Annotated in this window: 22 protein-coding genes; 15 read left to right on the forward strand and 7 right to left on the reverse strand. The window is 38.2% G+C overall.

Annotation, left to right across the window (positions count from 1 at the left end; translation table 11 throughout):
• The 4 genes from AC3WR0_RS08165 to AC3WR0_RS08180 form a co-directional block, all read left to right on the forward strand.
• On the forward strand, nucleotides 1–145 hold a 145-nt coding region (locus tag AC3WR0_RS08165), incomplete at its 5' end, for an IS3 family transposase (RefSeq protein WP_492551985.1).
• 850 nt (nucleotides 146–995) lie between these two features.
• Nucleotides 996–1583, forward strand: coding sequence for a YdhK family protein (locus AC3WR0_RS08170; RefSeq protein WP_492551841.1), 588 nt, complete (start codon nucleotides 996–998; stop codon nucleotides 1581–1583).
• 226 nt (nucleotides 1584–1809) lie between these two features.
• Entirely contained in the window at nucleotides 1810–2982 is a 1173-nt protein-coding gene (locus AC3WR0_RS08175) for a glucose-1-phosphate adenylyltransferase (protein WP_492551842.1), read from the forward strand.
• Between the two features lie 83 nt (nucleotides 2983–3065).
• Nucleotides 3066–3458 (forward strand): hypothetical protein, encoded by a 393-nt coding sequence (locus AC3WR0_RS08180; RefSeq protein ID WP_492551843.1) that lies wholly within the window; start codon nucleotides 3066–3068, stop codon nucleotides 3456–3458.
• 43 nt (nucleotides 3459–3501) lie between these two features.
• Here AC3WR0_RS08180 and AC3WR0_RS08185 read toward each other — a convergent pair whose 3' ends face one another.
• On the reverse strand, nucleotides 3502–3636 hold the full coding sequence (locus tag AC3WR0_RS08185; protein ID WP_492551844.1) for a hypothetical protein: 135 nt from the start codon (nucleotides 3634–3636) through the stop codon (nucleotides 3502–3504).
• A 253-nt stretch (nucleotides 3637–3889) separates the two neighbouring features.
• The gene (locus tag AC3WR0_RS08190) at nucleotides 3890–4669 is read right to left on the reverse strand and encodes an arylamine N-acetyltransferase family protein (protein ID WP_492551845.1); all 780 of its coding nucleotides are present in this window, start codon (nucleotides 4667–4669) and stop codon (nucleotides 3890–3892) included.
• A gap of 522 nt (nucleotides 4670–5191) precedes the next feature.
• Between AC3WR0_RS08190 and AC3WR0_RS08195 the strand changes: the two genes are divergently transcribed.
• From AC3WR0_RS08195 to panF, 10 genes are all read left to right on the forward strand, one after another.
• Nucleotides 5192–6328 (forward strand): polysaccharide deacetylase family protein, encoded by a 1137-nt coding sequence (locus AC3WR0_RS08195; protein ID WP_492551846.1) that lies wholly within the window; start codon nucleotides 5192–5194, stop codon nucleotides 6326–6328.
• Between the two features lie 15 nt (nucleotides 6329–6343).
• Nucleotides 6344–6922: a DNA-3-methyladenine glycosylase I gene (locus AC3WR0_RS08200; RefSeq protein ID WP_492551847.1), complete on the forward strand. Its 579-nt coding sequence runs from the start codon at nucleotides 6344–6346 to the stop codon at nucleotides 6920–6922.
• A gap of 91 nt (nucleotides 6923–7013) precedes the next feature.
• Entirely contained in the window at nucleotides 7014–7658 is a 645-nt protein-coding gene (locus AC3WR0_RS08205; protein ID WP_492551848.1) for a glycosyltransferase, read from the forward strand.
• A 159-nt stretch (nucleotides 7659–7817) separates the two neighbouring features.
• Nucleotides 7818–8300: an STAS domain-containing protein gene (locus tag AC3WR0_RS08210; RefSeq protein ID WP_492551849.1), complete on the forward strand. Its 483-nt coding sequence runs from the start codon at nucleotides 7818–7820 to the stop codon at nucleotides 8298–8300.
• A gap of 314 nt (nucleotides 8301–8614) precedes the next feature.
• Nucleotides 8615–8872: a GNAT family N-acetyltransferase gene (locus AC3WR0_RS08215; RefSeq protein ID WP_492551986.1), complete on the forward strand. Its 258-nt coding sequence runs from the start codon at nucleotides 8615–8617 to the stop codon at nucleotides 8870–8872.
• A 13-nt stretch (nucleotides 8873–8885) separates the two neighbouring features.
• A complete protein-coding gene (locus AC3WR0_RS08220) occupies nucleotides 8886–9407 on the forward strand; it encodes a YfiT family bacillithiol transferase (protein ID WP_492551850.1) in 522 nt (173 codons plus the stop codon).
• A 535-nt stretch (nucleotides 9408–9942) separates the two neighbouring features.
• Nucleotides 9943–11448 carry a S8 family serine peptidase gene (locus AC3WR0_RS08225; RefSeq protein ID WP_492551851.1) on the forward strand — a complete coding sequence of 502 codons (1506 nt, stop codon included), beginning with the start codon at nucleotides 9943–9945 and terminating at the stop codon, nucleotides 11446–11448.
• Nucleotides 11449–11859: 411 nt separating this feature from the next.
• Nucleotides 11860–12735: a YitT family protein gene (locus AC3WR0_RS08230; protein ID WP_492551852.1), complete on the forward strand. Its 876-nt coding sequence runs from the start codon at nucleotides 11860–11862 to the stop codon at nucleotides 12733–12735.
• A gap of 830 nt (nucleotides 12736–13565) precedes the next feature.
• Nucleotides 13566–13850, forward strand: a complete 285-nt coding sequence (locus AC3WR0_RS08235; protein ID WP_492551853.1) for a YhdT family protein — start codon at nucleotides 13566–13568, stop codon at nucleotides 13848–13850.
• Nucleotides 13847–15292 carry a sodium/pantothenate symporter gene (gene panF, locus AC3WR0_RS08240; protein WP_492551854.1) on the forward strand — a complete coding sequence of 482 codons (1446 nt, stop codon included), beginning with the start codon at nucleotides 13847–13849 and terminating at the stop codon, nucleotides 15290–15292. Before AC3WR0_RS08235 ends, panF begins: the two co-directional genes overlap by 4 nt.
• Before the next feature lie 36 nt (nucleotides 15293–15328).
• Here panF and AC3WR0_RS08245 read toward each other — a convergent pair whose 3' ends face one another.
• The 5 genes from AC3WR0_RS08245 to AC3WR0_RS08265 all read right to left on the reverse strand — a co-directional run bounded on the left by AC3WR0_RS08245 (nucleotide 15329) and on the right by AC3WR0_RS08265 (nucleotide 19060).
• A complete protein-coding gene (locus AC3WR0_RS08245) occupies nucleotides 15329–15520 on the reverse strand; it encodes a hypothetical protein (RefSeq protein WP_027322753.1) in 192 nt (63 codons plus the stop codon).
• Nucleotides 15521–15696: 176 nt separating this feature from the next.
• A complete protein-coding gene (locus AC3WR0_RS08250; RefSeq protein WP_027322754.1) occupies nucleotides 15697–16083 on the reverse strand; it encodes an SET domain-containing protein in 387 nt (128 codons plus the stop codon).
• A gap of 128 nt (nucleotides 16084–16211) precedes the next feature.
• Nucleotides 16212–16985: a hypothetical protein gene (locus tag AC3WR0_RS08255; protein ID WP_492551855.1), complete on the reverse strand. Its 774-nt coding sequence runs from the start codon at nucleotides 16983–16985 to the stop codon at nucleotides 16212–16214.
• A gap of 448 nt (nucleotides 16986–17433) precedes the next feature.
• Nucleotides 17434–18636 (reverse strand): MFS transporter, encoded by a 1203-nt coding sequence (locus tag AC3WR0_RS08260; protein WP_492551856.1) that lies wholly within the window; start codon nucleotides 18634–18636, stop codon nucleotides 17434–17436.
• A complete protein-coding gene (locus tag AC3WR0_RS08265; protein WP_492551857.1) occupies nucleotides 18629–19060 on the reverse strand; it encodes a MarR family winged helix-turn-helix transcriptional regulator in 432 nt (143 codons plus the stop codon). The genes AC3WR0_RS08260 and AC3WR0_RS08265 overlap by 8 nt, the downstream gene beginning before the upstream one ends.
• A gap of 172 nt (nucleotides 19061–19232) precedes the next feature.
• Between AC3WR0_RS08265 and AC3WR0_RS08270 the strand changes: the two genes are divergently transcribed.
• Nucleotides 19233–20501: an amidohydrolase family protein gene (locus AC3WR0_RS08270; RefSeq protein WP_492551858.1), complete on the forward strand. Its 1269-nt coding sequence runs from the start codon at nucleotides 19233–19235 to the stop codon at nucleotides 20499–20501.
• Nucleotides 20502–20665 lie beyond the last annotated feature (164 nt).

A 20665-nucleotide genomic window follows, 5' to 3' on the forward strand; every position in this document is an offset into this window, starting at 1 on the left:
GGCAGAATATAAATCTTGTACAACTTTAATGGAAGTAAAAGCAGAAGTAGATCGTGTTATCTATCATTACAACAATCTTCGTTATCAATGGGGTTTAAACAAAATGACCCCGGTACAATACCGGGGCCACCTATTAGCAATATAGGCTCTTTTTATATGACTGTCCGAATTAAGGGGTATATATCATAAAGGGGCGCTCTTTTTTAAATTGAGGAAGTGCCTGCAGAACGACAAAGGCAGAAGTTTTATAAAATCAGGTAGAAGTTTGGAATAAGAAGTAAGGAGGTGAAGTTTCGGAATAAGAGGTAGAAGATTTTCAAAAAGGAGGTGAAGTTTAGGAATAAGAAGTAGAAGATATTCAAAAAGGAGGTAAAGTTTCGGAATAAGAAGTAGAAGGTTTTCAAAAAGGGGGTGAAGTTTAGGAATAAGAAGTAGAAGATTTTCAAAAAGGAGGTAAAGTTTCGGAATAAGAAGTAGAAGATTTTCAATAAGGAGGTGAAGTTTCGGAATAAGAGGTAGAAGATTTTCGAAAAGGAGGTGAAGTTTCGGAATAAGAGGTAGAAGATTTTCGAAAAGGAGGTGAAGTTTAGGAACAAGAAGTAGAACATTTTCAAAAAGAAGGTAAAGTTTCGGAATAAGAGGTAGAAGATTTTCGAAAAGGGGGTGAAGTTTAGGAATTTCTACTTTAAAATTTCGATTTTAAGATAGAAAAAAAGATAAAACATTGAACCTAACATTTGGTATTTTATCTTTTCCGCCAGCCGCCTCATGTTCGTTAAAAACATTGGGCCTCATTCATATAGCTTTTTAGCCAAATGACTCTATGTTTCTATCCTCATTAAATGCTTCCATGTGAACATTAAATCTCTACATACATATCCTCCTTTTTATCTCACTTGTTTACCGTCATAACCCGAATTGAATTTATCGTTTTGGCTTAAACCGTTAAGGGTATAAAATTCTTAGACAATAAAACAAGGGAGTGCAGCAGCAAAATGAAAAGCAAATTTTTCTTATTAAGTCTTAGCGCAACAGCCATTATCGGATTAAGTGGATGTGGAAATGATGATAATGATGTAGTTCCTTCCACTAGTAAAAATTCCACACACCAAAAAATGGACCAAAGCACTCAGAAAAAGATTAACATGGAGAAAAGCGGTTCAAGTGCAGAAGTTCCAAAAAGTCTTAAAAAGGCGAAAAACCCCGCGTTTAAGATTGGTGATATGGCCAAACTTAAGGCTGACCATATGCCAGGAATGAAGGGTGCCGAGGCTGAAATTGTTGGTGCATTCAACACGAACGCATACGTAGTTGACTACAAACCAACATCAGGCGGGCCCGAGGTTAAGAACCATAAATGGGTAATCCAAGAGGAGATAAAGGAAGCCGGCAGCGAGACATTAAAACCTGGAACTCCAGTGAACCTGGAGGCCGATCATATGAAAGGGATGAAGGGTGCAAAAGCAACGATTGTATCTGTCGAACCAACCACAGTTTATATGGTTAATTATACACCGACAACCGGCGGCCCTAAAGTTAAAAATCATAAATGGGTAATAGAAAGTGAACTGGAGAAGAAATAATGGCAACACGGAGAGCTAGGAGAGTATCCTGGCTCTTTTTTGATTGGAAAAGATAGAACACCTAGGTCTTTATTCCTGACTTCTCGAAATCAATAAAAATATTTTAATAGACAAGTTTGACTTCAAATTAATGGTGGTAATTGTAAAGAATGTATGACTAAAAATAGAGAAAAATAATTTTTTAATAGATTCATAATTAAAATCAAGAAAAAGGGGCGGAACATCAATGAAAAAGAAAGAAGTAATCGCTATGCTGTTAGCAGGCGGCAGAGGAAGCAGATTAAAAGAATTAACGGAAGAGATTGCCAAGCCAGCGGTTCCCTTTGCAGGAAAGTATCGTATCATCGATTTTACTTTGAGCAACTGCAGCAACTCAGGAATTGATACTGTAGGTGTTTTAACACAATATCAGCCACATATTCTTCAAGATTATATAGGCGACGGCAAGCATTGGGATTTGAACCGAAGAGAGGGCGGTGTTACCCTTCTTCCTCCATACCAATGTGAGGACGGCCAAAAATGGTATGAAGGAACAGCACACGCGATCTATCAAAACATGAGATACATTGAGAGTCACAATCCAGAATACGTTTTAGTCATTTCAGGTGACCATATTTATAAAATGGATTATAGCAAAATGCTTGAAGAACACAAAGAATCCGGAGCGGATGCTACGATTTCTGTCATAAATGTTCCATGGAGTGAAGCAAACAGATTTGGCATTATGAATGTTGATTCTTCAACCGGTGAAATCGTTGAATTTGAGGAAAAGCCTGAGAAGCCAAAATCCAACCTGGCATCTATGGGTATATATATATTTAATTGGTCCGTTCTAAGGGATTATTTGGAAAAAGAAGAACTAAATCCTGATTCTTCACGGGATTTTGGAAAAGATATTATCCCGGCAATGATTAATGACCAGTGCCATTTACATGCATACCGTTTTAAGGGTTACTGGAAGGATGTCGGCACAGTTCAAAGCTTCTGGGAAGCAAACATGGATCTTCTTTCTGAAAATACCAATCCAATTATGCAAAACGAAGAATGGATGGTTTATACAGAGGGAACCTTCCAGCCGCCAATGTATTTAGATACAAGAGCATCCTTAAAGCAATCCATTGTTAGTGAAGGCTGCAAGATTTACGGTAAGGTGGAAAATTCTATTCTATTTACTGGCGTAAAGATTGGCAAAGGCGCTGTCGTTAAGGATTCAGTTATTTTACCTGGCACTGTCATTGAAGCCAATGCAGTGGTAAATAGGGTAGTTGTCGGCTGTAATACCGTAATTGAAGCCAATGCTGTGGTAGGTTCATCAAATCTTTTCAGTGAAATTACATTGATTGGAAACGAGCAAATCATCCATGAGGCTGAGGAAGCTGTTAAAGAAGAAGCTGTTTAATAAAACGGACATGCACCCTGATTGGGTGCTTTTTCTTTTTGTTATAATATTACTACCAAGTAAAACTTAGCGGAGGATTTACAATGCAGAAAAATGTTTTAATAGAATTACAGCATTTTATGAGGAAATACCATAAAGAAATGAACTGGGAAATAAGCGGAAGCAGTTATTCTGAAAGCAGGGACGGCCTTTTAACAAATTATATGCTATTAACTACGGAGGTAGCAGAAGTAGGGGAAGAGCTTAGAAAATCATTCAATTTAACAACCGCAAAGGTTCAAGAGGGCATGGAGGAGGAAGAGGCAGTCCGTCTTGCGAAGGAAGCTGTAAAAAAAGATATCGGAAAAGAACTTGCAGACTGCCTGGCATATCTCCTAAAGTTCTATAACTACTTTGATATCGATTTAGAGACAAGCTTTTTTGCGAAAATGGAAGAAGTAAAAAACAGAAAAAATAAGGATTTGCCTATTAAATAGTAAAAAGAGCAGTGCTGCGAATGCACTACTCTTTTTTCCAGGATTATTGGTTTTTGTTTTTCAAATCTCTTTGTGTGATTTCGCTTCTGATATTGGCTTCCTGGCCAAATTCAGTATCCTGTTTTTTGTTGTTTGGATATTTGTTTTGACGCTCACGGTTGTCATTCTTGTTTGTCATGCTTAAGCCTCCTTCATTAGTAATCGGAATTATTTTGTCCGATTGCTTTAATATTATAAGGAGTTTAGGCTTGGTGATTCAAAGTTTTACAATACAGGTCTACAAAATGGGAAGGATTTAATTTTTCACCGGTTACCCGCTCGATTTTTTCATTCCAGCTGTAAAGGGCAGCCGGCTTGAAGTAGTATTCAGTCAGCAATTGTCCAGCTTCTTTCTTAAAAAATTCGGGTGAGATTTCACTAACGCTAAAAGATTATAGCTTCATTCGAAAATGTTCCCTTGCAAAATCGCTGAACTTACTGGGATTAATTTCCTTTTTGATTGTACTGCCATTCGCCCATTCTGTTAAGGTTGTATCGGTTAAAGTAATACTTCCCTGTTCAGTAAGCCGGGTAATAAGCCGCCCTTTATTAAAGGAGGACAAAGGGTGCACATTAATAATTGATTGGACCTCATTTAATTCATTCATATCTGATATTGGCTGATTTGGATCAAATGCATAGCCTTTTCTCCAATCTGCATCTTTATGTTTAAGCTTCATCTCAAGTAGATGACCGCCATAATGGCTTTCTTCCTTTCGGATCCGGAATTCTCCATTGAAAGAGGAAACCGTTTCCCCGCTTAAAGGTATCGGCTTTAAAGCAAGATTGCCGCCAAAGCCAGTGTCCACGATATACTTGTGACCTTCATGACTTAAAAGATTAATGACATGCGTGCGCCCAACAGCTGTAAAATCCTGTGACTGGTGGTCATATACAACACCACGCACTAATTCAACCTGAAATTCACTTTCCTTCAGGACAAAGAAAAGCAGTGTATTGAGCTCATAACAAACCCCGCCTTCATTCTTAATTAGAATTTTTTCTGTAAGATTTTCCTGGTTAATTTCAGAGGTATATTTATTGATAATACAAAGATTTTCGAAAGGGATAGTCAGCGCTGTTTTTTCGAGAAGCTCATCTAGCATCTGAAAAGTGATTTTTTCTGTTTCGGGCATGCCAATCCGTTTTAAAAATAAGGAAGTTAAAGTCATTTTATCTGCCTCCGTTCATTTCCATTCTAAAAGCATAACTCTGCGAACTTCATGAATCAAATTAAATACTCCTATCGAGAATATGTCCTTGTTACTAATTCAAATAACTGTGCTGTTAATACAACTCTTTATTATATTAAGCAACTGTTAAATTTTAATGGTGCTTTTAACTCCAAATGTAATGCTAAAATCCGTGATGCTCCTAGAAAAGGTATTTTCTTTTCATTCGTACGGTGTTTATCCGAGTTTGCTATTTAAAGGTGCTGCGGAAAAAACGAGTCAGCGAACTCCTTCAGCGAGGATACGAGCGAAGAGGCTATTAGTTTGCCCGTGGAAAGTGAGCGCAGTGAACGAAAATCACAGCTAAATTTAACAGACACCTATGCTATTGGCACACAAATGAGTTTACCACTGTTTTTTCTGGGTAGAGCCATAATAATTAAATGAATATTTTGAAACTAAAACGATCTTAATCAGTCATATATTTATATAAGGTAAATCCAAGGATAAGGACTGATCTTTTTGAAAAGATTACTTGTTCTATTAATTATTTGTTTCTGCCTCGCAGGGTGCACCAGTTCAGAACAAGAAACAGCAAAGGTTAACGACAGGGTTATAAAAAAGGCAGAAAATCAAAAGCCAGTTTCTTTGCCTCCAAAAAAAGAGGAAGAAAAGGCTGAGATTCCCCAAGTAGAACTGGTTCCGTATAATGGACCAATAGAACATATTTTTTTCCATCCTCTGGTTGTTTATCCCCAGCTGGCATTTGATGGAGATACAATGTCTAAAGGCTATGATGATTGGTTTGTCACTGTCAGTGAGTTTAATAAAATTGTAGAATCGCTTTATGAACGGAATTATATTCTGATTAAAATGAGTGATCTTTTCGAAGAAAAAGAGAATAATGGGGAAATGCAATTAGTAAAAAGGCAGCTTAAGCTCCCAGCAGGAAAGAAGCCATTAATACTTTCAGTGGATGATATTAACTACTATCCTTACATGCTGCAAAATGGGAATGTCTATAAGCTTTTTATTAATAAAGATGGTAAAATTGCTTCTTACTCAAAAGATCCTGAGGGGAAGGAAGTCATTTCAGAAGAAAATGAAATCGTTCCACTTCTAAATAGTTTTGTAGATATCCATCCTGACTTTTCACTTAATGGAGCAAAAGGCATTTTAGCTTTAACCGGATATGAAGGAGTTCTCGGCTACCGAACCAACCAGCCGGCTGCGGAAAGTGAAAGGGAGGAAGCAAAAACTATTATTGCAAAGCTCAAGGAAGAGGGATGGGAATTTGCCTCCCATGGATACGGCCACTTGGCCGCCAACACAATTAGTTTAAGCAATCTAAAAAGAGATGCTGACAGATGGAAAAAAGAAGTCGAACCTTTGACAGGGTCTACTAACATATATATTTATCCTTTTGGGAGTAGCGTTCTACCCAATGATCCAAAGTTTAAATATCTTGAAACCCTTGGATTTAAGATTTTTTGTTCAGTAGGACCAAATGCATATTTGTCCTTTACTCAGGAATATGCCATGATGGATAGGGTTCATATCGACGGTATGGCCCTGGAAAAACAAAGGCATATTGTTGACCGTTTTTTTGACAGCAGCCTTGTACTGGATAATGAACGATTTAAATATAAAAGCAAATAGTGTGGGGGCAAGGGAATGGAGAGATGTGGCTGGGTTAATCAGGATCCGCTGTATATTGACTATCATGACCATGAATGGGGTGTTCCGGTTTACGACGACAGGCTGCTTTTCGAGTATTTAAATTTGGAAGGAGCTCAGGCGGGATTAAGCTGGTATACCATTTTAAAGAAAAGAGAGAATTACCGAAAAGCTTTTGATAATTTTGAACCAGCAAAAATCATTCATTATGATGATGAAAAAATCAAGGAGCTTTTGAGTAATGAAGGGATTGTAAGAAACAGGCTTAAGGTCAATGCGGTGATCACCAACGCAAAAGCGTATTTTGAGGTTGTAAAAGAATTTGGTTCCTTTAGTAACTATATATGGTCCTTTGTCGATGGCAAACCAATACAAAATTATTTCAGAGAAATGAAGGATGTGCCCGCTTCTACCGAGATTAGTGAGCGTTTAAGCAAGGATTTAAAGAAACGCGGATTCAAGTTTGTGGGCACTACCATTTGTTATGCCTTTATGCAGGCAACAGGAATGGTGAACGACCATATTGTTTCCTGTCATTATGCTGATAAAAATACTAAAGGCCAGTTATCCTTTTAATGGATTAACTGGCTTTTTTTTGAGTGAAAAATGAATAATTAACAAATAATAATCAAGGTTCTATTTTTTACTTAAAAAGGAGTTGATTGTTTTGAAAAGAGGAATTGCAGGAATTTCATTTTTTGTTCTTACCCTTGGGTTCATTTTTTCGCCAGTAAGCACTAGTGCCCAAGTAAGACCAGTTCAACAGCAAACCATTAGCAAACCTTATTTTGAACTTAATCGGGAGTTACGGAAGCTTTGGATTGATAATACGATTTGGACTGGCAACTATATTATGAGTGCCATTGCTGGACTGCCGGAGCAGCAAAGAGTATTGGAACGATTATTAAAAAATCAGGATGATATCGGGAATGCATACAAGCCTTATTACGGAGAAGCTGCAGGCAATAAAGTGGCAGCTCTGCTAAGAGAACATATTATTATTGCTGGACAGTTGGTGGAAGCCGCAAAGACTGGAAATCAGCCAGCAGCAGTAAAACTTAATAAGCAATGGCATAGAAATGCCGATGATATTGCCAGATACCTTAGCAAGGCAAACCCCTACTGGAATGAAAACGTATTAAAGGATATGTTATATACGCATTTAAAATTGATTAATGATCAGGTTGTTTGTCGTTTGAAGAAGGATTGGGATGCTGAAATTAAAACCGTTGATGTTAATGAAGAGCATATGCTGCATCTTGCAGATATTTTGTCTGGAGGAATAGCAAAACAATTTCCGAAGAAGTTTTAAAGTAATTTAAAAGGGTAAATGATAATTTGGAAACCTTTTACCAATCAAAGAAACCACATGTGTGAATTCTTCTCCAGGAGGATTCCTATTCACGTTTTATATGTTTTTTAAATGTTAAATGGTAAAATCTAAATACAACGGTTTAACTGCGGAGGATATATGGAGAAAACAGAATTAGAACTACTTAGAGAAGAAGTAAAAGAATTAACTGAAAAGCTTAAAGAAAGCGAGCAATTGATAAAAGAAATATCTGTTCCAATTATACCTTCTATAATCCCAGAAACGATCCTAGTGCCGATTACAGGAAAGTTATCTCAGGAACGCTTTGAAATGATGATTTCAAAAATAATTAGTACTCCATTTTCTGATATAGATACCATTATATTAGATTTCACGTCAATTTCAGAAATGGAAATTGGCGATTTAGATGTTTTCGGCCATTATATTCAAAACATGACAGATACCTTAAACCTGCTCGGAGTAAGAGTAATGTATACTGGATTTACTCCCATTGTAACTCAAAACCTTGTTAACTCAGGGCTAAAAATGATATCAGAATTAAATACCTTCCTATCTTTTAAACAAGCACTTCAATTTTTGATGAAAGTAAAGGGAATGGAGTTTAAAAAAATAAGCAGATAAAGAAAAAGGGAAAAATCTCTCATGCATTTTGATACATACCCGGAATTAGAAACAGAGCGTCTCTATTTAAGAAAAATGACACTATAGGATGCGCCAGAGCTATTCGAAATACTTTCAGATCCTTTGGTAGTAAAAGATACGGGAGAGTCACCATTTACCAATGTCGAACAGGCTGAAGGCGTTATCAATTTTATGAATAATTTTTTTGAAAACAATCAGGCTTTTCGGCTAGGATTATTCGTAAAGAGGATAACAAATTTATCGGTACTTGTGGCTATAATGCCTAGGAAGTTAATCGGGGCCCACGTGGCGAAATTGCTTATGACCTTGGAAGCGAGTATTGGAGAAAAGGATACGCCTCTGTAACAATAAAGGCATTGTTAGACTTTGGCTTCGATACAATGCGGCTGCACAGTATTGAAGCTTTTACAAACATGGATGCTCTTCCATCCATGGGTTTTCTCACTAAAATGGGGGTTAAAGAGAATGGTATTTTAAGAGGATATGCCTCTTTTCATGGAGAATTCCAGGATCAGCGCTGTTACTCTTTGCTTAAGAATGAGTGGTCATAAGGGGGAAGGTTAAATGGAAGATTTAAGGTATCCAGTTGGTGAGTTCGATGTTAAAGGCACTTATAAGGTGGATGTAATTGAAGAGTGGATTAACGAGATTGAGGCTCTTCCGTCTAAAGTAAGAGAAGCAGTAAAGGGCTTAAGTGACGAACAGCTCGATTCTGCATATCGTCCTGGAGGGTGGACCATTAGGCAGGTTGTTCATCATATACCAGACAGCCATATTAATAGTTACATTAGGTTTAAACTCGCCCTAACAGAGGATAATCCAATTATAAAACCATATGCGGAAGATAAGTGGGCTGAACTTCCTGATTCTAATCTTCCTATTGAGGTTTCTCTAAGCATGCTGGAAGCTTTGCATAGCAGATGGGTTGTACTTCTAAAGTCATTAAAACCTTCTGATCTAGAGAAAACATTTAGGCATCCAGACTCGGGAGAAATCAAACTAGGCATGAATATCGGCCTTTATGCCTGGCATGGACGACACCATCTGGCACATATCACATCTCTTAAAGAAAGAATGGGATGGTAGTATAATACAAAAAACGAGTCCAACAGCTATGCTGATGGATTTTTTTATTGTTAATGAAACGATAGATTTTAAACTTGTGTTTTTACACAAACATAGTGATTGGAATCTAGCTTCAGCGTCCAGTCTTTTTTCCAAGGGAATATGCTTCTGTGAATATCTTGTGAGATGTCATGACCTCTGATAGGTGATGATTTAAACAGCTCGGGGTCATAAGCCAAACCTCTCAAGAAATCATGACAAGGAACCCTGCGGAAGCATCCACATCGCACGATGGAAAAGCTTTAGCTTATCAGAGGATGACTGCGTGATTCGTCTTAGCCTTTCGAAGACCCACAGGTTGTGGTTCAGAAAGACAGTGCCATTGGACATGGCGATTGTAGTCTTTCATCATCTAATTAGGACGCTTCCGCCATTTGTTCTTTATTAGACAGATTTCTTTCCAAATCCGTCGAACTTTATCGAAGACCTTCTGTTCTAATATTCTAACTATTCTTATATGATAATAGAGTGAGCAAAAATATTAGGAGGTTTTTAGATGAAGAAAACGAAAAAAGGTTTGGCCATTGTAGCTAGCAGTCTTCTTGCATTATCTTTAGCTGCAATTCCTAAAAATGCTATGACAACAGTGCATGCAGAAAATACTGTAAAGAAATACTTGATTGCATACAGTCAATCTTCACTGCCAAAAGATTATGAAAAAGCAATTAAAAATGCTGGGGGTACTGTAATTTCTGCCGTTCCTGAAATAGGAGGTGTAGAGGTTAGCTCAACTGATCCAGGTTTTCTGGACAAGCTTGGAAAGGTAACAAATATTTCCGCTGCCAATGTTGAAAAAACATATAAGTTAGATACAGATCCTACAGGAGCAGATGGACAACGAGTTGATGTTACGCAAGATCAGGACGGAACATACTGGAGTCAACAATGGGATATGAAAAAACTGACTCATAACAAAGATTCATACGGAATAGAAACAGGAGGAACAGAGGCAGGAGGAAAAGTTATCCATAAAGCCGTTGTAGGTATTATTGATTCAGGTATTGATGCCTACCATCCTGATTTAAAAGCAAACTTTGTTGGTGGCAAAAATTATGTTCCAAAAGGCGGTTATAATGGCGGCGTTCCTGAGGAGACAGGAGAGGAAGCCAATGTAATAGATACAAACGGACATGGTACCCATGTTGCCGGTTCTATTGCAGGCAACGGAAAAATTAAAGGGGTAGGGCCAGATCTAGGCATTCGCTCCTACCGTATTTTTGATGCTAGCGGAAGTGCGCCGACAGCACCAATAGTAGAGGCAATTGTTGATGCAGCCAAGGACAATGTAGATGTTATCAACATGTCAATCGGCGGTTTTGACAACCTGAAATACTATTATGAGGGAACACGTTATAGCGACATCGCGGATGTATTGCTGTGGAAACGTGCAGTTCAATATGCAGTTAAGAATAACGTAACGGTAGTAGCTTCCGCAGGAAACGAGTCGCTTAATTATGATGACAAAAAATCTTTAACGGATTATATGAATGAAGCATATGCCTTTCCTGGCCTAGTGTATAAAGGTGTTGCCATAGAGACTCCTGGAGGACAACCTGGTGTCATTACGGTTTCTTCTTCTAACAAGTGGTCAACAGATGGATTAGCATTCTATTCTAACTACGGAAATAGCTTTATCGATGTTTCAGCACCAGGCGGTGATAATGGCCCCGAATATGATTCATTATACCGTCAAAATCCTGCGGGTAACTATTTAAATAAGCGTGACTTCACATTCCGCGCATTATCAACTTGGCCAACCTACTTGAATCGATATAGTACGATGGTTAATAATAGGGGATATGCCTATCTGCACGGTACATCTATGGCTTCACCAAAGGTTGCTGGTATCGCAGGTGTAATAAAGGCACAACATCCTGAATATTCTCCATCCCAAGTAAAAGCAGTTATAAAACAAACAGCTCTTGATTTAGGTAAAAAAGGTCAGGACGCACTATTTGGCTTTGGTGATGCAAATGCTTATACTTCATTAACCAAAAAATAATTTAATGAGACTACCCTGCTAGAGGGGCTAGTCTTTTTTTGTTTATAATTTTAACCAATAGTTGACTACAGAGACTCTTGGACATTTTGCGGAAAAACGGACTGGCAATACGCCATACAGAGGAACGAGTGAGGAGCGGAAAGGGAGGATATTCTCCTGCTTTTAATTTTATAAAACTACCATTCCTAACTAAATTGCAATCTTGCAAGCTTATTTCAACCTTTTAATACCCCCTAATGGTATAATATAAATGATAATAAGTATCGTTCCAATTTGGGCTTGATTAATGGGGTTAGTATTAGTTTTTTCCTACAGGCTCTTTAGCAAAACTTCTGACAGACTGACTTAATTTATAAACTCCTTTTTAGGGAGGAAATATATAAAACAATTTAAATACAAGGGGGAGATTGGGTGGTAGATACAAAAACCAACCACAAAAGATTACCAAAAACAAGAATACTTCAGCGGGCGATTTTCATATTTATTGGCGCTGTTTTGATGGCAACCGGGTTAGAAATTTTTCTTGTACCGAATAGCGTTATTGACGGAGGCATTACAGGTATTTCCATAATGCTGGCACATATATTCGGCCTGCCGCTTGGTTTATTCATTTTCATTCTTAACTTGCCTTTTTTCTATTTGGGGTATAAACAAATCGGCAAAACCTTCGCTTTATCTACGATATGCGGCATTATTGTCCTATCTTTTTTCACCTCACTTTTTTATCCTATTCCTGCATTTACAGATGATATTCTGTTAGCAACCATTTTTGGCGGAATGATTTTAGGGGTCGGAGTTGGCCTTGTTATCCGTTATGGCGGAGCACTGGACGGTACAGAAATCTTGGCAATCGTTGTAAACAAGAAGCTTCCTTTTTCTGTTGGTGAGATTGTAATGTTTATGAACATTTTTATTCTTGGTGCTGCTGGGTTTGTGTTTTCCTGGGACCGGGCAATGTATTCCATTCTAGCCTATGTTATTGCAGCAAAAACGATTGATACGGTTGTAGATGGATTAGAGCAGTCCAAATCCGTTTGGGTTATAAGTGAAAAAAATAGAGAGATCGGCGAAGCGATCCTTTCCAGATTAGGTCGTGGAGTTACCTATCTGGAAGGTGAAGGTGCCTATTCCGGGGATAACACAAAAGTGGTCTTTTGCGTTATTACTCGTTTGGAGGAGTCCAAGCTAATAAGTGTTATCGATGATATCGATCCCTCAGCCTTCTTGGCTATAGCTGATATTGCTGAGGTTCGGGGAGGCAGATTTAAAAAGAAGGCAATTCATTAGAAAAATTCAAGCGATACTTCTCAAATTGAAGTATCGCTTTTTCTTTTTTAGTTCAGCTGTTTGTTGCTCTTGTTTTTAAAAAGGCGCTGTTAAAGCTCATTGGTGATTTTGCCTTAAGCTGATTGAAGCAAAAGGCGAGAGAATCTCGCGGAAAACGAGCACCGGGAGCGGAAATCCACAGGCAAGATTAACAAAGATATGAAAAAAGAAGCTTATAAACAAAAGGCTGTCTTCGCAAATAATGCTGTTCTTGGTATATTAAAAGCTTTATAAAGATTGAACCGCTGATTCGGACAGAAAGACACTTCGGTTTCGCTAGACTCTCCGAATGAACCGCCGATTCGGACAGAAAGGCACTTCGGTTTCCCTAAACAGGCCGAATGAACCACCCATTCGGACAAGAAGTACCACTGGTTTTCCTAAACAGTCTGAATGAACCACGGATTCAGACAGAAAGTCCCTCCAGTTTTCCTAAGCTGTCCGAATGGGCAACAGATTAAGAAAGAGCAACAATGGTTACGAAAAGAGCAAACAAAAAGATGCATACTTAAAACAATAGTATAGGAAGGGAATACAAGAGAGTATGACACCCGATTATAGTGAAATACCCCAGTTTTTATTGTAATCCATTCCATGAAAAGACCAAGGATCATCCACACTAGAAGATAAAAAATTACAACAAATCCCCATCTTGACGACAAGCTTTTTGCAACACTCTATGAGGTATTATTCTGGATTTATTAATATCTATTCGTTAAAATATGGAAGTCATACTTTTTGGTTAGAATAAGAGGAAGAGAAAAGGTAGTTTGAGAAAGAGGAGGAGCACAGTGAAGAAACAAAACCTTCAACTGGACAAGCGGTTTAAGATTGCCCACAGGGAAGCTTTGATCGGAGTTATACTTGTTATCTTCAACTTTATATGGTGGTATGGCTTCGCCTATGGCCTTGGTTCTAAAAAAGTGGAGGACTATACATATGTTTTTGGATTGCCAGCTTGGTTTTTTTATAGCTGTATTGCAGGCTTTGTCTTAATGGTCATTATTGTTATTTTTACAGTTAAATTTCTATTTAAAGAAGTTCCCTTTGTAGAGGAAGAGGGAGGAAGCAAGTGAACTGGGCTGTTATTACACCATTAATTGTTTTTTTAATTATCATCTTTGCTGTTGGACTTTGGTCTAATAAATCTGTTCTGACAACTAATTCGTTTCTAGAGGAATATTTTCTGGGAGAACGCCAAATGGGCGGCTTTATTTTAGCAATGACAATGGTTGCTACTTATGGAAGTGCCAGCAGTTTTATAGGAGGGCCAGGAGTAGCCTATAATCAGGGGCTCGGCTGGGTGCTTCTTGCGATGGCACAGCTTGCAACCGGATATTTCGTATTAATGGTATTAGGAAAGAAATTTGCGATCATTGCCCGTCAATATAAAGCAATTACTCTCATCGATTTTCTTAAAGAGCGTTATCACAGTAAAGCAGTCGTAATAATATCGGCGGCCAGTATTATTATCTTTCTATTTTCATCTATGACAGCACAGTGGATCGGCGGTGCCCGCCTGGTGGAAAGTCTGACTGGGATGCCTTATACGACGGCGCTTCTAATATTTGCTTTTTCTGTCCTGGTCTTTGTTATTGTAGGCGGCTTTCGTGCGGTTGCCCTGACAGATACTATTCAGGGTGTCGTTATGTTTATAGGAACACTGATCCTGCTTATTGCGACAATCAAAGCAGGAGGGGGAGTTTCAAAAATTATCTCAGACCTGGCAGCTGAAAATCCTAATTTAATCAGCCCTTTTGGAGCAGGAAGGACACTGACACCTTCCTACGTATCTTCCTTTTGGATATTAGTGGGTGTTGGTGTTGTCGGGCTTCCTCAAATTACTGTTCGTGCGATGTCCTATAAAAATTCCAAAGCTATGCATAATGCAATTATTATTGGTACCATTGTGGTGGGTTTTATTATGCTGGGGATGCATCTAATAGGTGTCTTTGCCCGGCCAGTCCTTCCTGGAGTGAAGGTTGGCGATACGGTCATGCCATTACTTTCAATGAAGGTCTTGCCGCCTGTTGTCGCGGGAATTGTCCTTGCTGCACCAATGGCAGCGATTATGTCTACCGTTGATGCCTTATTGATTTTGGTAAGCTCCGCGCTTGTAAAGGATATTTACTTAAATTACATCAAGCCTAATGCCGGAGACCAGCAAGTGAAAAAGGTGAGCTTTAGTGTGACAGCAATCATTGGTATTCTTGTAATTTTGCTTGCCTTGAGCCCCCCAGATTTAATTATTTGGCTGAACCTCTTTTCATTTGGGGGCCTTGAATCAGTCTTTATATGGCCCGTTATTTTTGGATTGTATTGGAGCAAAGGAAATAAGAATGGAGCCATTACTTCCATGATTTTGGGGATGGGCTCGTACATTTTATTAGATCGTTTTTATCCAAATGCCTTTGGTCTGCATACGGTAGTCATTCCAATTATGTTATCCTTTGCTGGTTTTATTGTTGCCAGCCTGGCTATACCGCAAAGGGAAGCAGTGAAAGAGTTAAAAGTTTAAACAATGAAAAAACCCTGCCCAAAAGGCAGGGTTTATCTATGGCTTTAACCGCTGTTGGCCAATCCACCAATCAATGTGGTCTAAATCAAAGACAAGCATATTGTTGATAAGACTAAGATGAGGTATGTCCTTCTTTAGCACATGATCGTGGATATCCGCCTCCGTAAGGGGATAATCAACAGATGTAAGATAAGCGATTAATTTTTTAACACCATAGACCTTCCTCATATAATCACCTCCCACAAAGCTCCCCTTATTCAATAGAACAAAGAAAACTCAGCGCCAGGTACTATACGAAGAAAAAGTTATTTATATATACCCAAAAATAAGCCCTTTACTCTCTTACTAAATTACTTTTAAAAAAATAACGGAATCCCAGGCTTGGAATTCCGCTGATATGGATCTTATTCTTCTTCCTCTTTGTTAAACCAGAGCGGGTCATTATTATCGACTTCGCCGTTATAGTTGATAAGGATTTCTTCACCGGCTTTAATATCCTTAAAAGCAAAAAAGTCGAAGGTATGGTTATCGAAGTTAATATCGTAAACTGCATTTGGAGTATAAGAATGGTTAAACAGCATTCCATAGCCGAGCAGCATTGCTGTATGGTTAATACCATACTCGAAAGCATAATCGGCCAATAGAGTCTTTTCAATATGTTCATGCTGTTCGTTTGGATAAGCAATTACTGGTGCTTCATGAATCAATTCACCTTTTTTAATATCCCTGGTTGCAAATACACCTCTATTAAATTCACCATCACTAAGTTTGGAAGTTTTAATTTCAATCATTTTCTTCACCTGCACATTCATTGATTTTCAATATACCCTTATTAGCTTGACAGGTGCGAGAGAGAAAAGCAACTTTTTATTCTTGCCATATAGTGAATTAACGGCGATTACCCTAAAAGAAGGGCTTGTTATTCGTGTGAAGAACCAGTCTTGTTAATTTTGTCTTCCTCATTCTTTTTGTTTTTTAGAAAGAAGGTATAGGGCTCATCTGAGCCAGTCATGACTTTATATACATAGGAGGAAGTGACCTTACAGCCTTCCGTAATTTTTTCAGCAAGATAATTCGTTCTCTCATAAAGAATAGAACGAATGGTATTGAGTTGCCTGAAAATTTTCTCGCTTAAGGCTTCTTGTTTTTCCAGCCGTACAAGGACATCGGTTTGAAATTCTTCCTGTTTTGAAAGATTCTCTGCCATTTGTTTTTGAACAACAGTTTGCTCTTTAAGTTGTTCAGAAATGATATTTTGCATTGCTTCCTGTTTTTCAAGCCGAGTAGAAATCTCATCAGTTGCCTCTTTTTGAACAGTCAGCTGCCCGGAGACATTCTCCTTAAATTTACTTTCCTCTTTTAAGAGGCTATGAAGCAATATATTTTTTTCTTCAATCGACTTTAACCATTCCAGCATTTGAGCTTCAAACTCAGTATGCTGGCTGCTTTTGTTCTTAAGCTCGTTTAGCTTATCACTTATTTCTCTCCACTGGCTGGCCTGTAAAAACTCTTGCTCCATATTATGATTCTTTAAATGTTCAAATGAATGACTAATGGCAGAGTTTGCTTCCTGCTGCTGTTGGATGAATTGTGATAAATAATCTATTCTTTCCACTTCCTGATTGGGTTCTTTGAGAAATTGGGGATTTTTAAATACAGTGGGGTGCTCATTGTTATTAATAAATAAACCCATTGTACGAGTTCCTCCCTCTTATATTTTGTACTAATAACATATGCAAGTAATCAAGAGGATGGGTGGGTTTAGGCGGGTATGTTAAGAGCCCAATCTGTTCATTTTATTGCCTATTTTGTTTTTACTTCTGTCTGTGTTTATTTAAAGGATACTAGTTCAATTCCCTTGGGAAAATGAGCTGTCAACCACAGTGAGGCATAAACGAGGAGAGGCTAAATCCTTTTTGACAGGTGGCACAGATTGCTTTACAATCGTTTCACTTCCAACTAATTGTGTACTAATCATAGACAGAGAGTAACTTTTAAGTAAATATGACTGCTTTGTCTTTTATTACCTTGTCAACCCTTACAGCTTAGCTGCTTTTCAATCCTGCTGTATATTATGAGGCCTGGTTTCCACAAAGCGGATATAAAGCAAAAAAGGACCCTGGGGGTCCTTTTTGTTTACTCTAAGCCTGGCTGGGTTGAGAAGCTCCGTTCAATTTTCCTGCTTTTCTTCCGTGCAGGAAGTAGTAGAGGAATAGACAGATAAATATTACAGCAGCCATAAATAAATACATTCCTCTAAAGCCCATATGGGGGATAAGAAAGCCTAATATAAAAGGTCCAACCCCAATGCCTGCATCCAAAAATATATAAAATGTAGAGGTCGCTAAGCCAATACGGTTTTTTGGAGAGACCTTGATCGAAATGGCCTGTGCACTGGATGAAAAAGTTCCGTATCCAAGGCCAACAAGTGCTCCTGCAAGCAATAATACCCAGCCTTCGTGTGCCTGGCTAAGCACAGCCAAAGCAACTGCAAAGAACAAGAAGGATGGATACATAACCACATTTTCACCGTTTGTGTCAAACAAACGGCCGGTAAAAGGTCTTGATACAAGAATAAAGACAGCATATACAATAAAGAAAAAGCTTCCGACATCGACCAGGTTAATTTCTTTCGCATAGGAAGTAAGGAAGGAAAGAATACTTGAATAACCCAGTGCAATAAAAAAGGCAATAACTGAAATAGGGATAGCCTTTGCTTCAAAGAAACTATATAGCGATAAACTTTGCATTTTTGCAAGCTGTTCTTCAGTTATTTCTAATTTCGGAACCTTTACAAAGAAAATCGCTACAAAACTAAAGGCTAATAAAACTGTACAAATAGTAAAGTTCATATTAAATCCAGCGTGCTCCCCGACATACATTCCAAGGAATGGGCCGATAGCTGCGGCAAGAGTAACACTTAATGCATAATAGCCTGTACCTTCACCGCGGCGTTCATTAGGAATGATTTTTGCAACAATGGTTCCTGTAGCTGTAGAAGCCACTCCAAGAGCTGCACCATTTAAAAAGCGGTTTACATAAAGGAAGGCCATACTGTTTACGAGAAAATACAAACAAGTGGTTATTAAAAATAGAATAAATCCAATATACAATGTTTTTTTCCAGCCGATTCGGTCAATTGATTTACCGACAAACAGCCGTGCCAACAGTGTACCTATAACGAAAATACCGGATGCAAGACCTGCCTGGCTTGGCGTTGCATGGAATTTTTCAGTAGCAAAAACGGTAATGGCTACCATTAATAAATAAAAAGTAAAATAAAGAAAAAAGTTGGCTGTGGAAATAATTAAGAAGTCTTTGGACCACAATTTAGGTTTATTCATGATTTCCTCCCTCAATGTTGATAAGATTTTTTCTGATTTTTGGAAGAACATCAAAAGCAGCTTTCTGTTCCTCTTTCGTAATATCCATCATTACTTTGTACTCAAGCTCCGTTATTTTTTCACGGCAGGTCATATATGTTTCTTCGCCTAATAATGTCAGCCTGATAATTTTTTCCCTTTTATCCTTACCTGGGATTACCTCTACCAATTGCTTTTGCTGCAAGCGCTGAACGTTTCTTGTTATGGTTGGTTTTTCGACATTATAGTGTGCTGAAATATCCACGAGTGTTGAAGGACCGTTATTTTTCACATAAAAAATAACCTGCCATAAAGAATAGGATAGGTCATAATCATAAAGCAATTCATTTAATTTACTGATTAATGGCCGGTATAACATTAGAAAACGCTGAAAAAAGCCTTGCATAGCAACCCTCCTGATCCAAATGATCAAATAGTTACCCTAGGTAACTAATATTTGACTTTTTTAATTCTACTCCTATTTATGTTTATGTCAAGTAGATTGCCCAAAAAGAAATAGACAATTCCCTCTTTAACTGGAAAAATAGGAACAGTGAGGAAGTAAAGGAGGAAAATGGATGTTTTTAAAAAATATTACGTATTTAAATAGAAGCTTTCATTTTGAAAAGGGAAGCTTAGGAATAGACGGAGGAAAAATTAATATCGCTGCGGTTGAGGAAAATTATGAAACGGTAATGGATTGCAGCGATTATCTTGTTATTCCAGGGTTAGTGAATGCCCATTTTCATAGCTATTCGTCCCTTGCAAAGGGTTTGATGAGGGAAATGCCCATTCAGGAATGGTGCAATGACAGCGAGCAGGGTGAGCTTCAAAATCACCTTTTCAATTACTTGGATACTAAAACAACAAAAGAAGAGTTTGTGTTAATTGGACAGCATAGTTATATTGAAATGGTCAAAAATGGGGTGACCTTTGTAAGTGACGGAGATCCAGGGGATTATCCGGAAATGTTGGCTGACGGAATAAATGAATTGGGGATTCGCGGAATAGTGGATACTCATGGAAAGATTGCTAATTATGCCGGGAAAGTAAATCGCAATGTTTCTTATGGCGCTCATTTACTTGAGGAAGAAGATATAACAGAGGAAAGTTTGGCTGCACTGGAAAAATTAAAGGAGGAATATCCTTCTGAAATTTTATTAACGCATTGTATGGAAAACGGGTGGAGAAAAGAGATAGTATATTCCAACTTCGGAAAGTCCAGTGTAGAGCTTTATTTTGAGCGTGGACTACTGGATGACAAAACAGTTCTTTACCATGGTGTCCACATGTCGGAAAAAGATATAAGGCATGTAGCTGAGAAACGCAGCTCGGTTGTCCACTGTCCTATTTCGAATCTTTGGTCCGGAGCAGGGCAGGCAAATGTAAAGGAAATGCTGAGGCAAAAGGTGAATGTGTGCCTGGGCACAGATTACGCACATACAGATATGTGGGAAGTCATGCGTATGGCCTATTATTTGCTAAAGCTAAATACTGAAGTAACTGAGTTTTCTGCGGAGGATATTTTTCAAATGGCGACATTAAACGGAGCAAAAGCATATGGACTTGATGGTGAAATCGGCTCCATTCAAGACGGTAATAAAGCAGACCTTGTCTTTATAAAAAAGGATCCTTCGCTGTATCCTTTAGTTAAGAAGGGGAACTTCTCGAACTATCTACATAACCTCTTAACCAATATACAAAAAGAATCCATAAAGCATGTGATGGTTGAAGGTAAGTGGATTATGTATGATCGAAAAGTATTGACGATAGATGAAAAAAAGATAAAAGAACATTATGAAAAAATGATAGGGAAGATTTTTTATGATTTAGCAGAAGAAATTTAATTTATACTGCTTAGGGGCAACTACGAAAAAAGGTAGAGGCAAGCTGCAAAGAGTGGTGTTTCATTAAACAACAAAACAGCCGGCAAACCATACATAACAGTAAAAGGGAGAGATCGTAATAAAGATCCTCCCTCTTTTAAAACTGAACTCACCACGGACAGGAG

The sequence above is a fragment of the Neobacillus sp. FW104-15D2 genome (assembly GCF_058790155.1).